Consider the following 18,602-nt stretch of genomic DNA (forward strand, 5'->3'; position numbering starts at 1 on the left):
CCTGATAAGCGTGAGGTCGGTGGTTCGAGTCCACTTAGGCCCACCATATTCCACAGTAGCTCAGTGGTAGAGCTATCGGCTGTTAACCGATCGGTCGTAGGTTCGAGTCCTACCTGTGGAGCCATACGGAGAAGTACTCAAGTGGCTGAAGAGGCGCCCCTGCTAAGGGTGTAGGTCGTGTAAGCGGCGCGAGGGTTCAAATCCCTCCTTCTCCGCCAGTCGTTTTAAATTTAAATATGGCCCGTTGGTCAAGCGGTTAAGACACCGCCCTTTCACGGCGGTAACACGGGTTCGAATCCCGTACGGGTCATCTTAAAAAGGTTTGCATATATGCAAACCTTTTTTTTATTTGCGCTTTTTTAAAGATTAAGTAAACAGGAATAATAGTTAGGAATAATTACCATGAATTTTCAGAATAAAAAGTAAGTTTTAAGCAGGATTTTCCCTATATCATATGGAATTATTCATAAAGTAATAAAGTATGAAGAGTATGGAATAAAGAGTAATTTTAGAGAACATTTATTCTATTATATTTGTAGAAAAGGTTTATGTTTTTACTATAAAAGGGAATGAGTGGTAAGAAGCGTATATTATGTGCGTATATTATGTTTGAAGTTAAAGGGGTGGCAAAAGTGAATCTAGCGGTTCAGCCTACTGAATTTGATGTTCATTTGTATCACGAAGGAAACTTATTTCGCAGTTACTCTATTTTCGGTGCGCATCAGGTAACGGTAGAAGGAATTGAAGGCGTACGATTTTGCGTGTGGGCACCTCATGCAAAGGGTGTAAGCGTTGTAGGTGATTTTAATAAATGGAACGGTTTTCAACATTCAATGGTTAAAGTTAATGAAGAAGGTATTTGGATGACATTTATCCCTGAATTAGAACAAGGGACTATTTATAAATATGAAATCATCACACAAAGCAATCAAAAAAAATTAAAAGCAGATCCATACGCTTTCTTCAGTGAAGTGCGTCCAAACACTGCGTCTATTGTTTACTCATTGGATGGGTACAAATGGAACGACCAATATTGGCGTAGAAAGAAAAAACAGCAAAATATATATGAAAGACCACTGTGTATTTACGAGCTGCATGCAGGGTCTTGGAGGACTCATGAAGATGGCAGCCTTTATACATACAGTGAATTAGCACAGGAGCTTATTCCTTATATTGCTGAACAAGGTTTTACACATATTGAGTTATTACCAGTCATTGAGCATCCGCTCGACCGATCCTGGGGATATCAAGGAACTGGATACTATTCTGCTACCAGTCGATACGGTACACCCAAAGAGTTGATGAACTTTATAGATGAGTGTCATCAAAATAATATAGGCGTTCTTTTAGACTGGGTACCCGGGCATTTTTGTAAGGATGAACATGGTCTGTATATGTTCGATGGAGAACCTACTTATGAATACAAAAAAGAACCCGACCGTGAAAACTATGTTTGGGGAACAGCTAATTTCGATTTAGGCAAGCCTGAAGTACAAAGTTTTCTCATTTCGAACGCTTTGTTTTGGTTGGAGTACTTCCACATAGATGGATTTCGAGTAGATGCTGTAGCTAATATGCTTTATTGGCAAAATTCTTCTGGAAAAGCAGTAAATGATGGAGCTGTCAGCTTCTTAAAAAAATTGAATGAAGCTGTTTTTAAATCTGATGAAACGATATTAATGATGGCAGAAGATTCAACGGATTGGCCCCTTGTTACAGCACCTACGTATGAGGGCGGTTTAGGCTTTAATTATAAGTGGAACATGGGATGGATGAATGACGTTTTAACGTACATGGAAGCTGGCGTGGAAAGACGTCCCTATCTTCACGATAAAATGACCTTTTCACTAATGTATGCGTTTAACGAAAACTTTATTTTGCCGCTTTCTCATGATGAAGTCGTACATGGGAAAAAATCATTGCTTAATAAGATGCCAGGTGATTACTGGCGCAAGTTTGCACAGCTTCGACTGCTATATGGATATTTCTTTGCACACCCTGGAAAAAAGCTTTTATTTATGGGCGGAGAGTTTGGCCAATTTGATGAGTGGAAAGATTTAGAAGAGTTAGACTGGATGCTTTATGACTTTGACATGCATCGCAATCTTAACGGGTATATGAAGGATCTCATCAAGATTTATAAAAGAAGCAAGCCTTTATATGAATTAGACCATAATCCAGATGGATTTGAATGGATTGATGTTAACAATCATCATCAACAAATTTTCTCCTTTATTCGCAAGTCGAAAGAAAATCAGGAGATTTTTATAGTTGTTAGCAATTTTTCTGAGCATCCATATCATTCTTACAAAGTTGGAGTTCCAGTTGAGACAGAGTACATTGAAGTGATTAACAGTGATGACGAAGTGTACGGCGGTTCAGGCATTGTAAATAAAAAGGCATTAAAATCAGTGGATGAATCGTTTCACGGTCAACCTTTTTGCATTGAAATGAATATTCCGCCGTTTGGCATTAGTATACTACGAGCAAAGAGAAAACGAGGGGAGAGAAAACAACATGTTAAAAAAGAAATGCGTAGCGATGTTATTGGCAGGAGGAAAAGGTAGTCGGCTAAGTTCGCTTACAAAAAATCTAGCAAAGCCAGCTGTACCATTTGGTGGTAAGTACCGAATTATTGATTTTGCTTTAAGTAATTGTACAAATTCAGGTATTGAAACAGTAGGTGTATTAACACAATATCAACCGCTAGTTCTCAATTCATACATTGGAATTGGAAGCGCTTGGGATTTGGACCGACGGAATGGTGGCGTCACAGTATTGCCTCCATACGCGGAGTCAGATGGAGTAAAGTGGTATAAAGGCACGGCTAGCGCTATTTATGAAAATTTAAACTATTTGACACAATATGATCCTGAGTACGTACTGATTCTATCAGGTGATCACATTTATAAAATGAACTATGAAAATATGCTTGATTATCATATAAACAAAGAAGCAGATGTAACGATTTCTGTTATTGAAGTACCTTGGGAAGAAGCGAGCCGTTTTGGTATTTTAAATACAAATAGTGACCTAGATGTAATGGAGTTCGATGAAAAGCCACAGCGTCCTAAAAATAATCTAGCTTCTATGGGGATTTATATTTTTAAATGGAGTATTTTAAAAGAATATTTAGAAATGGATGCACGCAATCCATACTCAAGCCATGATTTTGGTAAAGATGTTATTCCGCTTTTACTAGATGAAAAGAAAAAGCTAATTGCATATCCATTCCAAGGTTATTGGAAAGATGTAGGAACTGTAAAAAGCTTATGGGAAGCGAATATGGATTTGTTATGTGATAAAGACGAGCTTAATTTATTTGACTCTTCATGGAAAGTATACTCTGTTAACCCTAATCAGCCTCCTCAATATATTGCGCCAAACGCCTGCGTGGTGGAGTCATTAGTAAATGAAGGGTGCGTTGTCGAAGGAAACGTAGAGCAGTCCGTGTTATTTCCAGGTGTACAAATCGGTTCAGGTTCTGAAGTTAAGAAAACGGTTGTCATGCCTACTGCAAAGATAGGCTCTAACGTATATATTGAAAACGCAATTGTTCCATCGGACATTGAAGTTCCAGACGGTACTATCATTCGACCGACCAAAGGAAGCGAAGAAGTAATTCTTGTTACTCAAGAATTGATTGAATCAGTTGCTAAATGCATTTAACGAACAGAGAGGATGAACGACATTGAATAATCAAATGCTTGGTATTATTGATGCTTGTACAAACACAACAGCGCTGCAGCCTTTAACCTTTTATAGATCGATTGCTGCCATTCCTTTTGCAGGGCGCTATCGATTAATCGATTTTACGCTTTCTAATATGGTGAACTCTGGAATTTCGAGCGTTGCCATTTTTCCTCGTGATCGCTATCGCGCATTGATGGATCATATAGGTTCAGGAAAAGAATGGGATTTGGATCGGAAGCGAGATGGATTGTTTATCTTCCCTCCTATGACAAGTGATTTACACTTAGAGAGTCCATCACTATTCACGCAGTTCCGTTATCATATTGATTATTTCTTAAGAAGTAAGCAGGAATACGTATTAATTGCTAATAGTTATACGATATGTACAGTTGACTTTGAGCACGTGCTGCAGCGTCATATTGCTTCAAATGCAGATATTACTGAAATGAAGCAGGGTGATAAATCGCTTAATATGTATATTATTAATAAATCTATTCTAGTTAATATTTTGCAAAATGAATCGCATGATTTTTATACGATTAAAGAAATGGTTCGATATATGGCACAATCTCATCGTGTAGAAAAGTACGAGCACCATGGATATACGGCTGAGATTTCTAGCTTAGATGCCTACTATAAAACAAGTATGGAAATTTTATCTCCAGATGTTTGGAAGCAGTTATTTATCAACGAACGTCCTGTTTTCACTAAAGTAAAAGATGAACCGCCTACTCGTTACGCAAAAAAAGCGGTTGTGAAAAACTCAATGATCGCAAACGGGTGCGTGATTGAAGGACATGTGGAAAATAGTATTATCTTCCGAGGCGTTAAAATTGGAAAAGGTACGGTCGTTAAGAATAGCATTGTGATGCAAAAAGGCGTTATTTTAGAAAATAGTGTATTAGAAAATGTTGTTTTAGACAAAGATGTGAAAATAGGAAGTAATGAAACGTTGCTAGGTGAGTCAGGTCTACCTAGAGTCATTGCTAAAGGAACAACTCAAGGAGCGTTGATGAAGTCGTGAATGTATTATTTGCTGTATCAGAATGTGTACCTTTTATTAAAACAGGAGGATTAGCAGACGTAGCAGGTGCCCTGCCTAAAGAATTAAAAAAGTTAGGAACGAACGTATGTGTAGTCATGCCAAAGTACGGAACCATTCCTCAACATTATCAAGATGAAATGGTGCTTGAAAAAGTTATTCATGTGCAGGTTGGGTGGAGAAGACAGTACTGTGGGATTGAATCGTTAACGATGGATGGCGTTAAATATATTTTCATTGATAATGAATATTATTTTAAAAGAGATAGCTTATATGGGCACTACGATGACGCTGAACGATTTGCTTTCTTCAGCAGAGCTGTGCTTGAAGCTATCCCATTTTTAGAGAATGAGCCTGATATCATTCATTGTCACGACTGGCATACGGCTATGATTCCATTTTTACTTCGTGCTAATTATGATATGTATGATCATATCCAGACGGTCTTTACGATTCATAACTTGCAATTCCAAGGAATTTTCCCTAAAAGCAATTTATATGAGCTATTAAATTTAAATGATTATTATTTTACTACAAGCCAGCTCGAGTTTTATGGGAATATTAATTTTATGAAAGCGGCTCTTGTATCAGCTGATAAAATTACCACGGTAAGTCCTACATATCGAGATGAAATTCAAATGCCCTATTACGGAGAAAGTTTAGATGGATTATTGCGTCAGCGAAATCAAGATTTAATTGGGATTGTAAATGGAATCGATGAAGAAGCTTATAGCCCAGACGCAGATCAGCTTATATCTTATCCTTATTCTGTAGAAGAGATTGAAGGAAAATATAAAAATAAAAAAGAGCTCCAGCGCTATCTTGAATTAGAGGAAAATAACGATGTTCCAATTATTTCGATGGTTACAAGGTTAACCCAGCAGAAGGGATTGGATTTAGTCAAGCACGTTTTCCATGAGACGGTTAACTTAGGAGCCCAAATTGTTATTTTAGGAACTGGCGAACACGAGTTTGAGCAGTTTTTCCGTGAGATGGAAGATACGTACCCGCAACAAGTAAAAGCCATTATTGGTTTTAATGAGGAACTTGCTCATAAAGTTTATGCCGGTACGGATTTATTTTTAATGCCTTCCCGTTTTGAGCCTTGCGGACTCGGACAATTAATAGCCTTAAAGTATGGAACCATTCCAGTCGTGCGTGAAACGGGCGGCCTGAATGACACGGTCAAAGCTTATAATGAATATAGCGGAGAGGGAAATGGCTTCTCTTTTAAGAATTATAATGCTCATGACATGCTTCATACGTTAGAAAGAGCTGTTTCATTTTATCACCAGAAAGATGTATGGAAAAAATTAATGATGGATGCTATGAGTCAGGATTATAGCTGGGGGCAATCGGCATTTAAATATAATCAATTGTATTCAAATTTGACATCTACTCCATCGTGAAAGGGTGAGCAGATTGTTCTCTGATAAAAAAAGCTTTCAAGAGGCTTTTTTAAAAAAGCTGGAAATGACATATGGAAAGAGCTTTAAAGAATCTACTGTTCAAGATCACTATCATACATTAGGAAATATGGTGCGAGAGTATATTAGCAGCGATTGGATTTCAACCAATGAAATTCATAGGTCTTCACATACAAAGCAAGTGTATTATCTTTCTATCGAATTTTTATTAGGCAGACTGTTGGGTCAAAATCTGTTGAACTTAGGAATTCGGGAAGTTGTAAAAGAAGGATTAAGTGATCTGAATATTTCACTTGAAAATATTGAGGAAATCGAAGTAGACGCAGGATTAGGAAACGGGGGATTAGGCAGGCTTGCTGCTTGTTTTTTAGATTCTCTTGCTTCACTTAATCTTCCTGGTCACGGTTATGGGATTCGCTATAAACACGGTTTGTTTGATCAAAAGATTGTAAACGGCTTTCAAATTGAGCTCCCAGAACAATGGTTAAGGCATGGGAATTCATGGGAAGTACGCAAATTAGATCAAGCAATCGAAGTGAACTTTTGGGGCGAAGTTGAAATGGTACAGGAAGACGGAACATTCTCTTTTCGTCATGTAAAAGGAGAACCCGTCTCTGCTGTTCCTTATGACATCCCGGTTATCGGGTATAAAACAGATACAGTGAATACACTTCGCCTTTGGAATGCGGAGCCTTCATCATTTCCAGTACATAAAGATGTGATGGAGTATAAGCGTCAAACAGAGGCTGTATCAGAATTTTTATATCCGGATGATACACATGAAGATGGTAAAATATTAAGGTTGAAACAGCAATATTTTCTTGTGTCAGCTAGCTTACAAAGTATTATCAGAGCACATCGAAATACCTATCAAACACTTACAAACTTTCACGAAAAAGTAGCCATTCATATTAACGATACGCATCCTGTACTTGCGATTCCTGAGCTAATGAGAATTTTACTGGATGAAGAAAAAATGGAATGGGAAGATGCATGGCATATTACGTCCAATACCATTTCATACACAAACCATACGACTCTTTCTGAAGCCCTTGAGAAATGGCCGATTGATTTATTTCAACCCTTGCTTCCACGAGTGTATATGATTATTGAAGAAATTAATGAGCGCTTTTGTAAAGAATTATGGGAAGCATATCCAGGAGACTGGCAGCGGATTGAAAATATGGCTATTTTAGCGCACGGGCTAGTAAAGATGGCTCATTTAGCAATTGTGGGAAGTTATAAAGTAAACGGCGTGGCAAAGATTCATACTGATATTTTAAAAGAACGAGAAATGAAAGATTTTTATCAGTTTTATCCTGCTAAATTTAACAATAAAACGAATGGAATTACCCACCGGCGCTGGTTGTTAAAAGCTAACCCGCAGCTTTCCTCTCTTATTACCGAGGTGATAGGAGATAAATGGATTAAACAGCCGCATTCTCTTATAAAGCTCCAAGAGTATGTGGAAGATCCAAGCTTTTTACAAGGACTAAAAACAGTAAAACAACAGCGTAAAAAGCTGCTTGCCGATATTATTCAAGAGCAAACGGGAATTAAAATAGATTCACATTCTATTTTTGATGTACAGGTTAAAAGGCTTCATGCTTATAAAAGACAGCTTTTAAATGTACTGCACATTATGTATTTGTACAATCGATTAAAAGAAGACCCTAATTTTCAAATCGTGCCTCGTACATTTATTTTTGGTGCGAAAGCTTCTCCCGGCTATTATTATGCAAAAAAAGTCATCAAGCTAATTAATTCTGTAGCTGATGTTGTCAATCATGATCCACAAACATCACCGTTTTTAAAAGTCGTTTTTTTAGAAAACTATCGAGTGTCACTTGCTGAGTATATCTTTCCTGCAGCGGATGTCAGCGAACAGATTTCAACCGCCAGCAAAGAAGCTTCGGGAACGGGAAATATGAAATTCATGATGAACGGAGCGTTAACTCTTGGTACGATGGACGGAGCGAACGTCGAAATTAGCGAGGCAGTAGGAAAAGATAATGTCTTTATTTTTGGGTTAAAAGCCGAAGAAGTATTGAGCTATCAGCAAAATGGAGGATACCGTGCCTATGATTATTACCATCATGATAAGCGGATTCGACAAGTGCTCGAGCAGCTCACAAACGGCTTCTTACCTGACACATATGACTTATTCGAGCCTATATATGATTCATTATTAATGCAAAATGATGAATACTACGTACTCCGTGACTTTGACTCATACGTTACGGCACAGCAAAAAGTAAACGAAGCTTATGGAAATGAAAATAAATGGCTTCAAATGAGTGCGACGAACATTGCACATTCCGGCTTTTTTTCTAGTGACCGAACGATTGAGGAATATGCATCTGATATTTGGGGAATTCATTCCACTAAAAATTTATTAAATCAATAAATAAAAAAGGTGTAGTCAACGACTACACCTTTTTATTTTATCTGTTGTCACCGTTTAAGAAATCACCTAAAGAACCAAGGATACTGCCTTCACCTTTACCTCCCGTTGGTGAAACTGCACTTGATAAAACGCGATCGGCTAGTCGACTAAAAGGAAGAGATTGAATCCAAACTGTTCCCGGTCCTGACAGAGTAGCAAAAAACATGCCTTCTCCTCCAAACAGAGCTGTTTTAATTTTCCCTACATATTCGATGTTGTAATTTACATCACGGGTCATGGCCACTAAACAGCCAGTATCTACACGAAGGCGTTCACCCGGCTGCAGCTGTCTCTTATGAATGGTGCCGCCTGCATGCAAAAATGCGAGGCCATTGCCTTCTAATTTTTGCATAATAAAACCTTCACCGCCAAAGAAGCCCGTTCCTAGTTTTTTTTGAAAGTCAATACCAACGGATACGCCTTTGGCAGCGCATAAAAAGGAGCTTTTTTGACAAATGATTTTATGATCGAGCTGCTCTAAATCGACAGGAATAATCTTACCTGGAAAAGGTGAAGCGAAAGATACTTTTCGCTTGTGATATCCGTTATTTGTATATACCGTCATAAATAAACTTTCACCAGTTAATACGCGTTTCCCAGCACCTTTTAGTTTATTAAAAAGTCCGCTGCTGTTGGAGGAAGAACCGTCACCAAAAATGGTTTCCATCTCAATATCATCTTCCATCATCATCATTCCTCCAGCTTCTGCTATCACACTTTCTGAAGGATCTAATTCAATTTCAACAAACTGCATGTCATCTCCATACAATTTATAATCAATTTCATGTGCATTCATTATGTTCACCTCATTATTAATTCTAATCTCCTATTCATTCGATGTCATCTCCCATAGCTCCTACTAAAAATAGAAAAAAGAGTAGTATGAAGAACTACTCCTTTTCAGTGTATGGATCTTTCTCATAGGCCGGTAAATCTCCAAATATGGTCATCGTACCTTCTTCATCCAGTGCATTTTCATATCGCTCATGCTCTTTTGAAGGGTAAATAGGAAGAGGCTGTCCATATAAATCGGTAGCGGCAAAGTTTTCATAATCTTCAACGTACCCGATAGCTTCATCCGCCTCAATATAGGTTTCACTATAGTTAGACGTATCTTCTATAAAATCAGAAGGAGATTCAGACGTCCCGTAACGCGCAACGTCTTGCCAAGAATCTTCTGCGTCGTATCCTGTCGTCTCGGTATCGTCATAGTCGTATTGACCAAATGGGTGATGGAGAACATTTTCTTCTACAGGTCTGTGCTTTGGAATATCCTGTGATGGGCTATGTTCTCTACAGTATAAAGTAGTTGGTACAGCCTGAAGTCTTTCAAATGAGATATCTGCTCCACATACTTTGCATGTTCCATACGTGCTGTGAGCGATTGCCTGCAGTGCTTCTTCTATTTCATGTAGCTCTTGTTTTGCATGTTCATTTAGTGCAAGGTCTTTTTCACGCTCGTATGTTTCTGTGGCTGTGTCACCAGGGTGGTTATCGTAGCTTGAAAGTTCTCCTACAGCATCGTGAGCGTCGCTTCGAGTTAGACCAAAATGATCATTTTGATCAAAGTGCGATTGAATATCAGCCTGCTGCTGCTGTAAATTTTGTTTTAACTGACTGATTTCTTGTTTTGAAAGTGTCATGAAGCTCCCCCTTAAAAATTTAGTGTGCTTTTGTAGTATGTGTTAAAAATTCAAAAAAACACGATTCATATTAGGAGGATTTGGGGTATTCATGAAGCTAAGAGAGAAATGGAGTGGAAAATTAAAGAAAGGTAAAGGTTATAGAAAAGGGTATGATAAAAATAATGTTCTTGAGGGCTAAAGGGTACTAAATAGATCATAAAGATTTTTTTATTGGTTTACTGAAAAGGCGTAATTTAGACAAGCAAAATTAATTTTTGCTCATGAATCGCGATGCTAGATTTTTTTGAACTGAAAGTTTATAATAAGTTAGTTACAGACTTAAGAAAAAAAGATGAACGGGGGGACGTAGTGTGATTGCAACGACCGAACAGTTAGTACAAGAATACATTAAAGATGCGATTGAGCGTGCAAAAAATGAAAATCAGCCAAAATTGGTCAGTTTAGTGAAAAAAGTAAGACCTATTGACCCCCTTATTTTTTATGCGAACGGACATGACCAGTTTTATAAAGAACGCTTTTTTTGGAAAGATCCCAACAGTTATTATACATTTGTTGGATTAGGATATGCGCATACTATTTGCACCAATGCGGCAAAAGAACGTTATTTCCACATTGAAAATGAATGGAAGCGCTTTATAAAAGAAGACTTTTATAAAAATAACCAAATTTTCCCTGATGGGACAGGTCCTCTTTTATTTGGAGGATTTTCATTTGACCCAAATCAGTATCGAGAAAACTATTGGAGTGATTTCCCGAGTTCAAAATTTATGATTCCAACTGTGTTATATACCCAGGTAAATAAAGAAGGATATCTTACCGTTAATATGATGGTTAAAGGACAAGATTCTGTAAAAGAGCACATCAATTATTTCGAAGAGGTCCAAAAACTTGTTCTTTGTGAAGAGTACGACGGGGAATCTCATATTTCACCTTTGCTGTTGGAAAAAGAAGAAATTGGGGTAGAGAAATTTAAAGGAAATATTGAAAGAGCTACTACTTTAATTAAGCAACAGGTTATAGAGAAAGTGGTTCTTGCTCGCCAATTAAAAGTAAAATTTAATGAAGATATTTCTACTGAATACGTGCTTCAGCGTCTGTTAAAGGAACAGCCAACTAGCTACACATATATTTTAGAGGGAGAGCATCAGCATTTTATCGGCGCTTCCCCAGAAAGACTAGTACAAAAACAAGGAGATTACGTGTTTTCCACTTGTTTAGCGGGTTCGATTCCAAGAGGAAAGACAAGGCAGGAAGATCACGAACTAGGTGAGGAATTGCTTCAGGATCCTAAGAACTTAATTGAGCACGATGTTGTTGTTCATATGATTAAAGAAGCGATGAATTCTTATTGTTATGAAGTAGAAATTCCAAGTAAGCCAAGTTTATATAAAACAAAGCATATTCAACATTTGTATACACCTGTGAAAGGGCGTATAAAGGAAGATGTGACGCTATTTTCATTTATTCAAAAGCTCCATCCAACACCAGCGTTAGGAGGATATCCTCAACAGGAGGCCTTGCCTATTATTCGAAAGCTAGAATCCTTTGACCGAGGGTGGTACGCAGCTCCTTTAGGATGGATGGATATCAATGGAAACGGTGAATTTATAGTAGGAATCCGCTCGGCTGTTATTCAGCAAAAAGAAGCTGTTTTATTTGCGGGCTGTGGAATTGTAGCAGATTCTACGCCTGAAAGTGAATATGAAGAAACAAAAATTAAATTCAACCCGATGCTTTCAGCTTTAGGAGGGATTATGCGTGGAACACATTAAATCATTAACAACGTATATTGCGTCATTCGTGGATGAATTAGTAGAAGCAAATGTTGAAGAAGTAGTGGTCAGTCCAGGGTCACGTTCAACGCCTATTGCGATGCTTATGGCTGAGCACCCTGATATTCATGTGCACTTAAACATTGATGAACGTTCTGCCGGCTTTTTTGCTCTAGGAATAGCAAAAGCAAAGAAAAAACCAGTGGCGCTTGTATGTACATCTGGAACAGCTGCAGCGAATTATTATCCTGCAGTAATTGAAGCTCACTACTCACGCATTCCTTTAGTCGTTATCACAGCCGATCGGCCGCACGAGTTAAGGGATATAGGTGCCCCGCAGGCAATTAATCAGAATCATCTTTTCGGTCAGTATGCGAAGTGGTTTGTAGATACAGCTTTACCAGAAGAAAGTGCAGATATGAATCGTTATATTCGAACAGTAGCTTCAAGGGCTGTTCATACAGCTCAAGCTATACCGAGCGGTCCTGTACACATTAACGTACCTTTACGTGAACCGATTGTACCAGATTTGTCTATTGAAGATTTATGGAGTCAGGGGAAACGCGGTAAATCATATGTGGCTGCTATTCATGGAGAAGCATCTCTATCTGAAAAAGGATTCGAAGAAATTGCGAAGCGCCTAGAGGGAACAACAAAAGGACTTATTATATGCGGAGATCAAATGTCTTTAAAAGCAGTAGACAGCGTATGCCGTTTAGCTGACGCTTTAAGCTTTCCGGTGCTCGCAGATCCGTTATCACAATTAAGAAGCGGCAAGCATTCAAAAGAAAATGTAATAGAGACATATGATACATTTTTAAAAAGTGATAAGGTTGATGAGCGTTTTTACCCCGAAGTTGTCATTCGTTTTGGCGCGATGCCGGTATCGAAACCGCTATTGCAATTTTTAAAAGCACACGAGCCGAAAGAAATGTTTGTAGTTGACCAAGGTAAAGGCTGGAGAGATCCTACTTTGCGTTCAACAGTGATGATTGAAGCCAATGAAACATTATTTTGTGAAGAACTGATCAAGCGCCTTTCAGCGAATCAAGAGGAGTCTACTTCATGGCTGAGTCTATGGAAAAAGATTAATGCTCAAACTGCACAGGCTCTCAAAACATTAACTTCTGGCCAGGAATGGTTCGAAGGACAAGTAGTTCAAGAAATTGTGGATGTAGTACCTGAAGGCACGGCTTTGTTTGTTGGAAATTCAATGCCTGTTCGAGATATTGATTCTTTCTTCTTAAATACGGAGAAAGATATTCCACTTTTTGTAAACCGAGGAGCAAATGGAATTGATGGTGTGGTTTCGTCTGCTCTAGGCGTAAGCACGGCTTACGATCACACCGTTTTATTTATTGGTGACCTATCTTTTTATCACGATTTAAATGGTCTGCTGGCAGCTAAGATGCATAATTTAAATTTAACCGTTGTGCTAGTTAACAATGACGGCGGAGGAATTTTTTCATTTTTACCGCAGTCAAAACAAGAAAAGCACTTTGAATTTTTATTCGGTACGCCAACTGGATTGAATTTTGAGCATGCCACTCGTCTGTATGATGGCACATTTTCTTCAGCAAGCAGCTGGGAAGAATTTCGACATGCAATGAACCATGCTTTCACAAAAGGCGGGTTACATGTTGTAGAGATTCGTACAACTCGTACAGAAAATGTAGAGACTCATCGCAGTTTGTGGAAACTTGTTTCCGAGGAAATAAATTTGTCAAACGGTGTGGAATAAGCAATGATGTATCAATTAAATGGTGTATCTTACTATGTGCACACCGAGGGAAAAGGAGAGCCGCTGCTGCTTCTTCACGGCTTTACCGGTTCTTCTCAAACCTGGCGTACCTTTATGAAGAAATTCGTTAAAGACTATCAAGTGATTGCTGTTGATATTATTGGTCATGGCCAATCAGCAGCTCCGAAAGAAATCAAACCATATTCAATGGAAGCAGTTGTTGAAGCACTGCATGAGCTGCTTCAACAGCTATCTCTATCACAGGTGAATGTAATTGGATATTCGATGGGAGGAAGGCTTGCTCTCTCATTTGCTCAGCGATATCCACACCTTGTGAAAAAGTTGGTATTAGAAAGCGCATCGCCTGGTTTAAAAACGCGAGAAGAACAAAAGCTAAGAAAAGAAAAAGATGAGCAGCTGGCGAGCCGCATTGTGAAAAATGGAATTGAAGAATTTGTGAACTTTTGGGAGGAAATCCCTCTTTTTCGTTCTCAAAAGCAATTGCCTAGCTATGTTCAAGAAGCGGTGCGTCAAGAAAGACTTTCGCATACAGAAATCGGCCTTTCCAACAGTTTGAAAGGAATGGGAACAGGAGTCCAGCCGTCCCTTTGGGAGAAGCTGGACGATCTGTTGATGCCGGTTTTGCTTATTACAGGAGAAGTAGATCAAAAGTTTTGTTTAATTTCCAAAGAAATGCAAACATTAATACCAAATGCTACTTCTAAAATTATTTTAGGGACAGGCCATGCAATTCACGTGGAACAACCCGAGATTTTTGGTAGAATAGTAAGTGAGTTCTTAGCTACTACATAATTAGGAGGAAATAAAGATGACAGTTGAATGGACATCAGTACGTCAATATGAAGACATTTTATACGAAACATATAACGGAATCGCTAAAATTACGATTAACCGTCCGGAAGTGCACAATGCATTCCGTCCAAAAACAGTAATGGAATTGATCGATGCATTTGCTTATGCTCGTGACGATGCAAGCGTTGGAGTAATTGTATTAGCAGGTGCTGGGGATAAAGCATTTTGCTCAGGCGGAGACCAAAGAGTTCGCGGTCACGGCGGCTATGTAGGAGAAGATGAAATTCCACGTCTAAACGTTCTAGATTTACAGCGTTTAATTCGCGTAATTCCAAAGCCGGTTGTTGCAATGGTATCAGGCTATGCAATTGGTGGAGGCCACGTTCTTCACGTTGTATGTGACTTAACAATTGCAGCGGATAACGCAGTCTTTGGACAAACAGGTCCTAAAGTTGGAAGCTTCGATGCAGGATATGGCTCTGGTTACTTAGCTCGCATCGTAGGCCATAAGAAAGCGCGTGAGATCTGGTTCTTATGCCGTCAGTACAACGCTCAAGAAGCACTAGACATGGGATTAGTAAACACGGTCGTTCCATTAGAACAGCTTGAAGCTGAAACAATTCAATGGTGTGAAGAGATGTTAGAAAAAAGTCCAACCGCTCTTCGTTTCTTAAAAGCAGCATTTAATGCTGATACGGACGGCTTAGCTGGTATCCAGCAATTTGCGGGTGACGCAACGCTTCTTTATTACACAACGGACGAGGCAAAAGAAGGTCGCGATGCATTTAAGGAAAAACGCAATCCAGACTTCCAACAGTTCCCACGTTTCCCTTAAACAGCTGAAACAGCTTGGTGATTATCATCAGGCTGTTTTTTCAATTTGATTTAGTTAATTAGTATAAAAAGGAGAGAAATTTATGAGTGGCCAAACGATTCCTAATGGGCTTATGCAAAGAGCATATTTGACGCCAAACCGAGTGGCGGTAGAAACACTGCAAACGTCGCTTACTTTTCAAGAGCTTCATAAGCGTGTTCAAAAAGTAGCGCAGCAGCTTTCGTTTAACGGTGTAAAGCAAGGTGATACCATTGCTTTATGCATGAAAAACAGCGTGGAGTTTATTGAGATTTTACATGCGGTTTCTTATATTGGCGCTCGGGTGCTGCTCGTCAATACGCGTTTGACAAATGAAGAAATCAATTATCAGCTAACAGATGCAAACGTGTCGTTGCTTATTACGGATGAAGCATTTTTAACGAGAGAGTTCCAAAGTTCCATTACTCAGCTTCCTTTATCTTCTTTAAAAAGTTCTCCAGAAACAGAAACGTATTTTCAGAAAACGTGGAATCTCGAGGAGACGTTCACCATTATGTATACGTCTGGAACAACAGGTAATCCAAAAGGAGTGCTGCAGACATATGGAAATCACTGGTGGAGTTCCATTGGTTCAGCGCTTAATTTAGGATTAAATGAAAAAGACTGCTGGCTTATAGCGGTTCCTTTGTTTCATATTAGCGGATTATCCATTTTAATGCGGAGCGTCTTTTACGGAATGAAAATCATTTTAGAAGAACGATTTGAAGCAAGAGCGGTGAATGAAGCCATTGAAAACAAAGGAGTAACAATTATTTCGGTTGTCACTTCCATGCTATCGAATATGCTGGATGAATTAGCTGAACGTAAATACCCAAATACATTTCGCTGTATGCTTTTAGGAGGAGGACCCGCACCGCTTACTATTTTAGAGGCTTGTGTGAATAAAGAAATTCCTGTTTATCAAACGTATGGAATGACAGAAACATCTTCACAGTTCGTTACGCTTTCACCTGAAGATAGTTTGCGAAAACTGGGATCAGCAGGTAAACCATTATTTCCGTGTGCAATGAAAATTGTAGATGAGAATGGAAATGAAACACGTGAAGCAGGAGAAATCATTGTTAAAGGTCCAAATGTTACAAAAGGATATTTAAATAAACCTGAAGCTACTAAAAAAGCCCTTCAACAAGGCTGGTTCTATACAGGAGATATCGGGAAAGTGGATGAAGAAGGTTTTCTATATGTATTAGACAGACGTTCGGACCTTATTATTTCAGGTGGAGAAAATGTATATCCAGCTGAAATTGAAAATGTTTTGTTGAAGCATCCCGCTGTTAAAGAGGCCGGTGTAACGGGAGTAGCCGATGGAAAATGGGGACAAGTTCCTGCAGCATGCATTGTTATAAACGAAGACGTTTCAGATGAAGAGTTATCTTTACACATTCAACAATTTTTAGCAAAGTACAAACTTCCAAAGTATTTCGTTCGAGTAGAGGAGCTGCCGCGAACGGCCTCTAATAAAATCATACGCCGGAAGCTATCATCGTTCATACAGAAAGGGATTTAATCGATGATTATCAAAAAAGTACATCTTTATAAAATTGACATGAAGCTTCTTTCTCCTTTTTCAACAAGCTATGGTACGGTCCAGGATCGAGAATTGATTTTGCTTGAAGTAGAAGATGAAAAAGGATTTACAGGATGGGGAGAAGTCGTTGCTTTTTCATCTCCTTGGTATACGGAAGAAACGATTCAGACATGTTTTCATATGTTAGACGATTTTTTAATTCCTTCGCTTCTTCACCAGCAGCTTCAAAAACCAGAGGATGTTCAAAAGTTATTCAAACCTCTAAAGCGGAACAACATGGCTAAAGCAGCTTTGGACTGTGCTGTATGGGATTTGTATGCAAAGCGCCAAAATAAGCCCTTAGCTGAAGTAATTGGCGGAATAAGGCCTGCTGTAGAAGCTGGAGTGGTAGTTGGCTTAAATGATATTTCCATCATGAAAGAACAAATAAAGACTTATATGAAAGATGGTTATAAGCGCTTTAAAGTGAAAATTAAGCCAGGCGCTGACTATGAGCTACTGAAACAAATTCGAGATGAATTTCCAAGCATTCCTCTTATGGCTGATGCCAATTCAGCCTATACGTTAAGCGATAGTGATTCATTGAAAAAACTAGATGAATTGAATTTAATGATGATCGAACAGCCGTTAAGTTCGGATGATATCCTTGATCATCGATTATTACAAAAGCAAATGAAGACGCCGATTTGCTTAGATGAAAGTATTGTGAGCTATGAAGATGCACGTCATGCAATCGAACAAAAAAGCTGCAAGATTATCAATGTGAAAATCGGTCGAGTTGGCGGAATGTCTGTAGCAAAAAAAATTCATGATTTATGCGCCCTACACGGTGTAAGGCTTTGGGTTGGCGGAATGTTAGAAGCCGGGATTTCACGAGCTCATAACATCGCCCTTGCCACACTGCCTTCTTTCACGATACCAGGTGACATTTCTGCGTCGTCTCGCTATTGGGAAAAAGATATTATTAAGCCCGAAGTAGAGGTAGAAGCCGGAGTAATAAAGGTGAAGGAAAAACCGGGGATAGGATACGATATTGATAAAAAGTTTATCAAAACAATCACAGCATTTGAAAAAGAATACAAATAATTAAAAACCGTTTTTTATGAAAAACGGTTTTTTTATTGATGTTGGCAATGTTTAGTAGAAAAATAGGACAAATTTTTTAAAAAGAGCACATTGTTCCATCAAGCGTGTCAAAACATGTTATGATGGAGTAGTTTGATGAAAAAAGTCGAAGGATTTTATCGTAAAAAACAAAATTATTTTTGAAAATAGGTTGATAGTTTTCTAAGTTGTCCTATATAATGTGTTTATAACATAACACAATATGTTGTTTGTTAAACAATAATAAAATACTATATTTTGTGTTTTCCAGTGAAAAAGGTGTCTGATAAAAAGACTTAAAAGGGAATTTGGTGAAAATCCAAAGCTGTCCCCGCAACTGTGAATGCTGATGAAATAAGGAGATCCACTGTGAGTAAACATCATGGGAAGGCCTTAAAGTAAAAAGAAGCATAAGTCAGGAGACCTGCCTTTTTTATGTCGTTTTATCTTCTTCGGGAGGTGAGAGGGTAGAGCGAGGATTGAGAAAAGACTTAGTGTCTTCTTCTATCTTCGTTC

13 protein-coding genes, 3 tRNA genes and 1 riboswitch are annotated in these 18,602 nt (G+C 38.5%); of the genes, 14 read left to right on the forward strand and 2 right to left on the reverse strand.

What is annotated here, in order from left to right:
- Positions 1 to 49 precede the first annotated feature (49 nt).
- The 8 genes from ACH6EI_RS00005 to ACH6EI_RS00040 all read left to right on the forward strand — a co-directional run bounded on the left by ACH6EI_RS00005 (position 50) and on the right by ACH6EI_RS00040 (position 8,569).
- Positions 50 to 124: transfer RNA gene (locus ACH6EI_RS00005), tRNA-Asn, on the forward strand.
- 3 nt (positions 125 to 127) lie between these two features.
- Positions 128 to 218 (forward strand) — tRNA-Ser (locus ACH6EI_RS00010).
- A 20-nt stretch (positions 219 to 238) separates the two neighbouring features.
- Positions 239 to 310, forward strand: a tRNA-Glu gene (locus ACH6EI_RS00015).
- Positions 311 to 605: 295 nt separating this feature from the next.
- Positions 606 to 2,567 (forward strand): 1,4-alpha-glucan branching protein GlgB, encoded by a 1,962-nt coding sequence (gene glgB, locus ACH6EI_RS00020; RefSeq protein WP_033579577.1) that lies wholly within the window; start codon positions 606 to 608, stop codon positions 2,565 to 2,567.
- Positions 2,518 to 3,669 carry a glucose-1-phosphate adenylyltransferase gene (locus ACH6EI_RS00025; RefSeq protein WP_016765788.1) on the forward strand — a complete coding sequence of 384 codons (1,152 nt, stop codon included), beginning with the start codon at positions 2,518 to 2,520 and terminating at the stop codon, positions 3,667 to 3,669. The genes glgB and ACH6EI_RS00025 overlap by 50 nt, the downstream gene beginning before the upstream one ends.
- 22 nt (positions 3,670 to 3,691) lie before the next feature.
- Complete coding sequence (locus ACH6EI_RS00030) at positions 3,692 to 4,717, forward strand: glucose-1-phosphate adenylyltransferase family protein (protein WP_025750736.1); 1,026 nt, start codon at positions 3,692 to 3,694, stop codon at positions 4,715 to 4,717.
- On the forward strand, positions 4,714 to 6,144 hold the full coding sequence (gene glgA / locus ACH6EI_RS00035) for a glycogen synthase GlgA (protein WP_028411872.1): 1,431 nt from the start codon (positions 4,714 to 4,716) through the stop codon (positions 6,142 to 6,144). The genes ACH6EI_RS00030 and glgA overlap by 4 nt, the downstream gene beginning before the upstream one ends.
- A gap of 13 nt (positions 6,145 to 6,157) precedes the next feature.
- Positions 6,158 to 8,569: a glycogen/starch/alpha-glucan phosphorylase gene (locus ACH6EI_RS00040; RefSeq protein WP_028411871.1), complete on the forward strand. Its 2,412-nt coding sequence runs from the start codon at positions 6,158 to 6,160 to the stop codon at positions 8,567 to 8,569.
- A gap of 37 nt (positions 8,570 to 8,606) precedes the next feature.
- Here ACH6EI_RS00040 and ACH6EI_RS00045 read toward each other — a convergent pair whose 3' ends face one another.
- Positions 8,607 to 9,404, reverse strand: coding sequence for a TIGR00266 family protein (locus ACH6EI_RS00045; protein ID WP_013059569.1), 798 nt, complete (start codon positions 9,402 to 9,404; stop codon positions 8,607 to 8,609).
- Positions 9,405 to 9,498: 94 nt separating this feature from the next.
- Positions 9,499 to 10,251, reverse strand: a complete 753-nt coding sequence (locus ACH6EI_RS00050) for a TraR/DksA C4-type zinc finger protein (protein WP_013059568.1) — start codon at positions 10,249 to 10,251, stop codon at positions 9,499 to 9,501.
- A 353-nt stretch (positions 10,252 to 10,604) separates the two neighbouring features.
- Between ACH6EI_RS00050 and ACH6EI_RS00055 the strand changes: the two genes are divergently transcribed.
- The 6 genes from ACH6EI_RS00055 (at position 10,605) to menC (ending at position 18,068) form a co-directional block, all read left to right on the forward strand.
- A complete protein-coding gene (locus ACH6EI_RS00055; RefSeq protein ID WP_098627468.1) occupies positions 10,605 to 12,026 on the forward strand; it encodes an isochorismate synthase in 1,422 nt (473 codons plus the stop codon).
- Entirely contained in the window at positions 12,013 to 13,767 is a 1,755-nt protein-coding gene (menD, locus tag ACH6EI_RS00060) for a 2-succinyl-5-enolpyruvyl-6-hydroxy-3-cyclohexene-1-carboxylic-acid synthase (RefSeq protein WP_028411868.1), read from the forward strand. The genes ACH6EI_RS00055 and menD overlap by 14 nt, the downstream gene beginning before the upstream one ends.
- Positions 13,768 to 13,770: 3 nt before the next feature.
- On the forward strand, positions 13,771 to 14,580 hold the full coding sequence (menH, locus tag ACH6EI_RS00065) for a 2-succinyl-6-hydroxy-2,4-cyclohexadiene-1-carboxylate synthase (protein WP_028411867.1): 810 nt from the start codon (positions 13,771 to 13,773) through the stop codon (positions 14,578 to 14,580).
- A 16-nt stretch (positions 14,581 to 14,596) separates the two neighbouring features.
- Entirely contained in the window at positions 14,597 to 15,415 is an 819-nt protein-coding gene (gene menB / locus ACH6EI_RS00070) for a 1,4-dihydroxy-2-naphthoyl-CoA synthase (RefSeq protein WP_013085280.1), read from the forward strand.
- Positions 15,416 to 15,497: 82 nt separating this feature from the next.
- A complete protein-coding gene (locus ACH6EI_RS00075) occupies positions 15,498 to 16,961 on the forward strand; it encodes an o-succinylbenzoate--CoA ligase (RefSeq protein ID WP_028411866.1) in 1,464 nt (487 codons plus the stop codon).
- Positions 16,962 to 16,964: 3 nt separating this feature from the next.
- Positions 16,965 to 18,068: an o-succinylbenzoate synthase gene (menC, locus tag ACH6EI_RS00080; protein ID WP_028411865.1), complete on the forward strand. Its 1,104-nt coding sequence runs from the start codon at positions 16,965 to 16,967 to the stop codon at positions 18,066 to 18,068.
- A gap of 278 nt (positions 18,069 to 18,346) precedes the next feature.
- Positions 18,347 to 18,532: riboswitch (cobalamin riboswitch) on the forward strand.
- Positions 18,533 to 18,602 lie beyond the last annotated feature (70 nt).

Source organism: Priestia sp. JSM ZJ58, assembly GCF_044383985.1.
In the GTDB taxonomy this organism is placed as follows: Bacteria; Bacillota; Bacilli; order Bacillales; family Bacillaceae_H; genus Priestia; species Priestia zanthoxyli.